Below are 3,828 nucleotides of genomic sequence, written 5' to 3' on the forward strand. Positions count from 1 at the left end.
CCACCCGCGACCCGCGCACACACCCCGCCGCGCACACACCCATCCGGGGACACACCCATCCGCACCTGCGCACCTGCGGAGGGCGCGCGCGGGCGGGGGGCTTAGGAGCGTCCTAGGGCGCGGTACTCCCAGCCGGCGGCGCGCCATTGCGTCGCGTCGAGGGCGTGGCGCCCGTCCACGATCCGCTTGTGCTGGACGACCCGGGCCAGCGCGTCCGGCTCGATCTCCCGGAAGTCCGCCCATTCGGTCAGCAGCACGACGACGTCGGCGTCCCGGGCGACGTCCAGTGCGCTCTCCCCGTAGCGGAGCTCGGGGAACGAGCGGCGGGCGTTGTCGAGCGCGGCCGGGTCGTAGACCCGCACGTGCCCGCCGAGGCCGTGCATCGTGCGCGCCACGTCCAGGGCGGGCGCGTCGCGGATGTCGTCGGAGTTCGGCTTGAACGCCGCGCCCCACGCCGCGATGCGCTTCCCGGAGATCTGCCCGCCGAGCACCTCGCGGACGAGGTCGACGGTGCGGGCGCGGCGGCGCCGGTTGATGTCGTCGACGTGGCGGAGGAACGACACGGCCTGGCCGACGCCGATCTCCTCGGCGCGGTGTGCGAACGCCCGGATGTCCTTCGGCAGGCAGCCGCCGCCGAAGCCGAGGCCCGGCTTGAGGAACTTGCCGCCGATCCGGTCGTCCAGCGCGAGGGAGTCGGCGAGATCCTTGATGTCGGCGCCGACCGCCTCGCACACCTCCGCCATCGCGTTGATGTAGGAGATCTTGGTGGCGAGGAAGGAGTTGGCCGCGACCTTGACCAGCTCGGACGTGGCGAGGTCGGTGCGCACGACCGGGGTCCCCAGGTCCAGGACGGGCTTGAACGCGGCGCGCAGCCGCTCCTCCGCCCAGTCGGACGCGACGCCGAAGACCAGCCGGTCGGGACGCATCGTGTCGTCCACGGCGAAGCCCTCGCGGAGGAACTCGGGGTTCCAGGCCAGCTCGACGTCGGTGCCCGCCGGGGCGAGGTCGTGCAGGATTCCGGTGAGCCGCTTCGCCGTGCCGACCGGCACCGTGGACTTGCCGACGACTAGGGCGCGCCGGTCCAGATACGGCGCGAGACCGCGCACCGCCGCCTCGACATAGGTCAGGTCGGCGGCGTCCGAGCCGGGCTGTTGCGGCGTCCCGACGCAGACGAAGTGCACGTCGCCGAACGCGCCCGCCTCCTGGAAGGACGTGGTGAACCGCAGCCGGCCCGATTCCAGCGCCTTGGCGAGCAGTTCCGGCAGGCCCGGCTCGAAGAACGGCACCTCGCCGGACGACAGCTTGTCGATCTTGCTTTGGTCGACGTCCACGCCGACGACCTCGAAGCCGAGGACGGCCATGCAGATCGCATGCGTGGCACCGAGGTAGCCGGTGCCGATGACGGTGAGCCTCGGAGACCCCGTCGGGTTCATTGACACTTCTCCTTCTTCTCCTTCGATGACGGAAGTGACGCTCCCGCGGGCCCTAAGAGCACTGGCCCCTCTTCGTGAGGGGGCCGCCCTGGACCTTGTTGTCGCAGGCGATCGTGTTGCCGCCGACGGTGTCGTCGATCCCGACGCCGCGGCCGCCCGCAAGGTCGATCGTGTTGGTGCGGAACACGTTCCCCCGGCCCCAGCCGTCCAGGATCTTGTGCGTCTGGAAGCCGTCGAGCGGCGTGCGGACGCCCCGGTTGCCCTCGATGACATATCCGTTGCCCTTGACGTCCACCCAGGAGTCGTTGTGCTTGTCGCCGCCGGTCCTGGACCCGTCGAACACATTGCCGATGATCTTGCCGCCGGTCGTCCCCTCCTTGATGTCGATCGCCTCGGCGGTGGCCCGGATGGCGTTGCCGCGGACCGTGTTGCCGTCGCTGTTGTCGATCCTGCCGCCGGAGAACTGCTTCCAGTTCGACTGCGCGGTGCCGAGGTAGACGCCCTCGCCGAACTTCTCGCGCCGCAGCCCGGTGTTGTAGATCTTGTTGTACTGGACGATGTTGCCGGTGGAGAAGTTACGCAGGTGCACGGCCTCGTCACCGATGTCGTGGACGTTCAGCCCCTGGATGACCGACCCATTGCTGGTGTCGGCCATCACGCCCTTCTGGCTGTTGCGCACCGAGAAGCCGATGAGCCGCCAGAAGCCGGCCTTCTCCAGGTGGAAGGCGTAGCCCTTCTTCACGCCGCCGCCGTCGATGATCGCATCCTCGCCACCGCACAGGAAGATCGGCCGCTGCCGTGTCCCGGACGTCCGCGCCACGAACTCGCCCTGGTAGGTGCCCGGCCCCATCTTGATGACGTCGCCGGGCCTGGCCGCCTGCAACGCCTGGACCAGGCCGGCGGCGTTGGTGACGGTCCTGGTCGGCCGCGGGCAGTCGATCTTGCCTGGACCCTGGGGGACGGGCAAGGTGAACGCCGCGCCGGCCTCGGTGCCACCGCCCTTCTCCCCTTCCCCGCCGTCGCGTTGGCCGCCGGTGTCGGCGGATGCCGGGACGGGATCGGCCGTCGTGCTGCCTGCGCTCTTCTCGGAGCCGCCCCCGTCACCGTCCTTCCCGGTGAACGCGAACACCAGCCCGCCGACGACGACCGCGCCGACCAGAAGGCCCAGGACGAACTTGATATCGATCTTCACCGTCATTGCCGAACAACTCCTCCGATGCCCCTCTGGCCCCGCCGTCCCACCGCGCCGCCGTTCCGCCGTGCTTCCGTCCTGCCGCCCCCCGCCGTGCCGATGGGTTGCCGTGCCTCGTCCAGGTCGGGCTAGTGGCCGGCGTGTGCCTCCATGCGCTCTGCCTCCTGCGGGTGGACGGCGGCGGGCCGCAGCACGCGAATCGGACGCTCTTCGAGCGTGGACTGCCGCTCGTACGGATGGGCGCCACGGCGTCCGGCACGCGGCCCCGCGCCCCGGGATCGGATCACCGAGACGGCTACGAGCAGGAACACGCCCGCCCAGATGACGTTCATCGGCTTGAAGACCCGCTTCACCCATGTCCAGAAACCGGTGGTCTTGTGCCAGCCCTTGGTGGTGTTGCCGGCGCTCGTATACGCACCGGTGACGCGGTCGACATTGAGCGCGCTCGTCCCCGCGCCGCTGATGGTGTTGCCCCGGACGGCGGTGCCCGCGACGTCGCCGCGCAGCGTGACCCCATGCCGGTGGGCCGACTGCACCGTGTTGCCGCTGACGGCGCCGGCGGCATCCCGGACGTACAGGGCGGTCTCCGCGCCGGTGATGACGTTCCCCGACACCGTCCCGCGCCTGACACCGTCGCGCAGCACGATGCCCTGCCGCTCCGGGCCGCTCACCTGGTTGCCCGAGATCTGGATGCGCGTCCCGCCGTCCCGCGCCACGATGCCCATGTCGCCGCCGATGACGCGGCTGTTCTGGACGGTGACGTTGTCGCCGCCGAGCAGTTCGACCCCGTATCGGCGGTTGTTCCGGGCCACGCCGCCGCTGACCAGGTTGTCGCCGAAAGCGGTGATCGCCTCGCCGGACGCCGAGGGGCCGTCGGCGAGCGGCTGACCGTCCAGCGTGAAGCCGTTGCCGCCGTTGCCTTCGGACGTGCAGTCCGTCACGCGGACGCCCTCCGTCCCGCGCGACAGCACGAACCCGTCTCCCCGGCTGCCGGTGACCGTGGTGTTCTCGATCGTGGCGTTCTTCGCGAACCGGTGCAGAAGCACCCCGTGCACCAGGCTGTTCTTGATCGTGTTGTTGCTCAGCCGCGTCTGGTTGGACGCGGTGACGAACAGGCCGTAGGCGTCGCCGGTGAACGAGGAGTGGTCGATCGTCCCGCTCACCAGGTTCGCGGCGGGCACCAGGAACGTGGTTCCCCGGCCC

General features: G+C 70.5%; 3 protein-coding genes. All 3 read right to left on the reverse strand.

The genetic code is table 11. The annotated features are described in order from the left end of the window. Positions 1-101: 101 nt before the first annotated feature. Complete coding sequence (locus tag E1298_RS45010) at positions 102-1,433, reverse strand: UDP-glucose dehydrogenase family protein (RefSeq protein WP_131903498.1); 1,332 nt, start codon at positions 1,431-1,433, stop codon at positions 102-104. Positions 1,434-1,485: 52 nt separating this feature from the next. Then, on the reverse strand, positions 1,486-2,631 hold the full coding sequence (locus E1298_RS45015; RefSeq protein ID WP_165975963.1) for a right-handed parallel beta-helix repeat-containing protein: 1,146 nt from the start codon (positions 2,629-2,631) through the stop codon (positions 1,486-1,488). A gap of 122 nt (positions 2,632-2,753) precedes the next feature. After that, on the reverse strand, positions 2,754-3,828 hold a 1,075-nt coding region (locus tag E1298_RS45020; protein WP_131903500.1), incomplete at its 5' end, for a right-handed parallel beta-helix repeat-containing protein.

This window comes from Actinomadura rubrisoli (genome assembly GCF_004349215.1).
Classification (GTDB): domain Bacteria; phylum Actinomycetota; class Actinomycetes; order Streptosporangiales; family Streptosporangiaceae; genus Spirillospora; species Spirillospora rubrisoli.

What these genes read in the sequence shown, in the direction of transcription:
- E1298_RS45015 (WP_165975963.1), bottom strand. Translation starts at nt 2,631, where the DNA reads ATGACGGTGAAGATCGATATCAAGTTCGTCCTGGGCCTTCTGGTCGGC.
- E1298_RS45010 (WP_131903498.1), bottom strand. Translation starts at nt 1,433, where the DNA reads ATGAACCCGACGGGGTCTCCGAGGCTCACCGTCATCGGCACCGGCTAC.